Here is a 2,538-nt window from a genome sequence, read left to right as displayed (position 1 = left end):
CTGCGTTCGCCTCAACGACTTGCTGGTACTGCCGAAGCCGCTTGAAAGACATAGTGAGTTTTTTTCCCATGGCTTCGCTGAAGTCTTGGTAATCTTTTTTCAACGACCATTGCTGCTGATCACTGCCGTTGAGCCGGCTCGCTATGCTCTCCCTACCCCTGGTTTGCAGCCAATCACTAAACTTCCGTTTATTGCTGGCCAGCCTCGAGACGCCTTTCCTCTTGGAAGTCGAGTCCGATCCGAGCTTGCTCAGCTCTTCGTTGGCGCAGCCATCAATCATGCGGACGTCGTCGGGATAAGGATGATGCTGTTTCAACTGCGACTCGGCGCCTAGATACTGCCGCAGCCGATCGAGACTCACGTTTATTTTTTTTCCTTCAGCCTTGGTAAAGGCCCTAAAATCGTCCTTCAACGACCCTTGCTGCTGATCACTGCCAGTCAGGCGACTGCCTATGCTCCCCCGACCATTCTTATGGAGCCAATTACTAAACCTCCGTTGATTGCTGGCCAGATTCAAGACGCCTTTCCTCTGCGAAGTCGAGTCCGATCCGAGCTTGCTCAGCTCTTCGTTGGCAAAGCCATCAATCATGCGGGCGTCGTCGGAATAAGGATCATGCGGTTTCAACTGGGACTCGGCGCCTAGATACTGCCGCAGCCGATCGAAACCCACGCTCATTTTTCCTTCATCGCTGGTAAAGTCCCTAAAATCGTCCTTCAACGACTGTTGCTGCTGATCACTGCCAGTCAGGCGACTGCCTATGCTCCCCCGACCATTCTTTTGGAGCCAATCACTAAACCTCCGTTGATTTATGGCCATATTCCGGACAACTTTCCTCTGCGAAGTCGAGTCCGGTCCGAGCTTGCTCAAATGTTCGTTGGCTAGGTCATCAATGATGCGGGCGTCGTCGGGATAAGGTTCATGCGGTTTCAACTGGGACTCGGCGCCTAGATACTGCCGCAGCCGATCGAAACTCACGACCACTTTTTTTCCTTCAGCCTTGGTAAAGGCCCTAAAATCCTCCTGCAACGACTGTTGCTGCTGATCAGTACCCGTGAGTCGGCTGACTATGCTCCCCCTGCCCTCCCTTTTGAGCCAATCGCTAAACTTTCGTTGCCTACTGGCATTTTTCCGGGAAATCGAGGCCGGTCTGAGCTTACTCAGCTCTTCGTTGACCAAGCCATCAATGACGCGGGCGTCATCGGGATAGGGATCATGAATTCGGCGCCCCATCAGGCGCGGCCCAGGTCCAACGGCTTGGAGTTCTTGCCCCTCAGACGCGAGCCTCCTGAGATGAGACAGTGCTGAGTTAAGACGGTTCTCAGCGTCCTCACCGCTTGCCCAATAATCCGCGATATCAACGGCTAGTGAATCTGGATCGTTTAAAAACCGAGAAGCCATCGAATCTCTGTTCTCTGCTCTGAGCCAACGAGCGAAACCCCTAAGAATACCTAAATTGTTCTCGACGGTACGCTCGGGAACCCTTCCGTCCCCTCGGCCGATGCTACCGTCGGGTAGAATTTCGTAGTCTCGGACTGCTTCCGCGAACTGGTTGATGCGGGACTCGTCATCGGGATGCATGTCCCGGTCGGCGGGGCGACCACGCTTGGCGCCGACGCGAACCTTGGTTGAGACCTCCGTTGCGGCATCAACGTCTTGCTGCCCCGAACCCCTCTCCGGCGCCAGCGACTGCGGCGTCACTCGCATCGAACCGCCCACGGGACTGCGACGCGGCACACGGTCGCCGGCGTCACTATCGTGCGAACCGAGGCGCAAGTCGGTCGGATCCTGCTCCATGTCTCGGCTCTCTGGATAGTAGTCCTCGATCCAGGCGTCCGTATCGAAAGCTCCGGTCACGCCTTCGATCCACCCACTTACTTCGCGAGAATCGTCATCGCGCGGCTGGTTCCGTCTTGGGTACATCGATGCCGGTCCTCCGGAAATTCAAATTTGGAACCTCGATCCTAATGCCTGCCGACCGCCGCCCAGCATGCAAAAGCCAGATCCGATCATGCCCTCAAGGCATGGCCGAACACCATATGGCGACGGCTTGCCGACAATCGTCTGCACTCGACCATCAGGCCGTCACAGAGCCTCGCCAGCTTGCCGCTTGCCATGCGGAGCCCGCCAGAATTGGCCTTAATTTAAGCAGTTTCGAGTGATGTGTGGGACATGCAGCGTGAAGGCGCCGTCAGGATGTCCGATTCCAACCAATCCATCCGCCGGGCGGTAAATCTTCCAAGGCCACCTCCAACATTCAAGCTAATCTTAGCCCGGCCGCGGCGCAGACACCTCCGGCGGACTGTCAGCCGTTTCGACGATGGTCTGGGAAGGGAGCCGTCGTCAAAATGCCCTGTCTCCCTCGTTTGCTCAGTAGCTTCACGCGGTGCTTTCGTCGTCAAAGCCGGAAGGAAGTTGCATACGACATAAGAGAGATGCGACAGCCGTCGCCTCTTGGGATGCTGGCCAAACGTCAACGTTTTGAAGGAAGACTGGCGACGTGCACATTCGATGTTGCCCCGGCACTGGGGATCGTCTCA

1 pseudogene is annotated in these 2,538 nt (G+C 56.2%); it reads right to left on the bottom strand.

Going from position 1 to position 2,538, the window contains the following annotated elements:
• Nucleotides 1–1,855 (bottom strand): annotated as a pseudogene (locus GGI60_RS31560) (hypothetical protein); the annotation flags it as partial.
• Nucleotides 1,856–2,538: the final 683 nt, after the last annotated feature.

Origin of the sequence: Rhizobium lentis (assembly GCF_014200175.1) — a bacterium.
GTDB lineage: Bacteria > Pseudomonadota > Alphaproteobacteria > Rhizobiales > Rhizobiaceae > Rhizobium > Rhizobium mulingense.
This window is presented reverse-complemented; position numbering and strand designations above follow the sequence as displayed.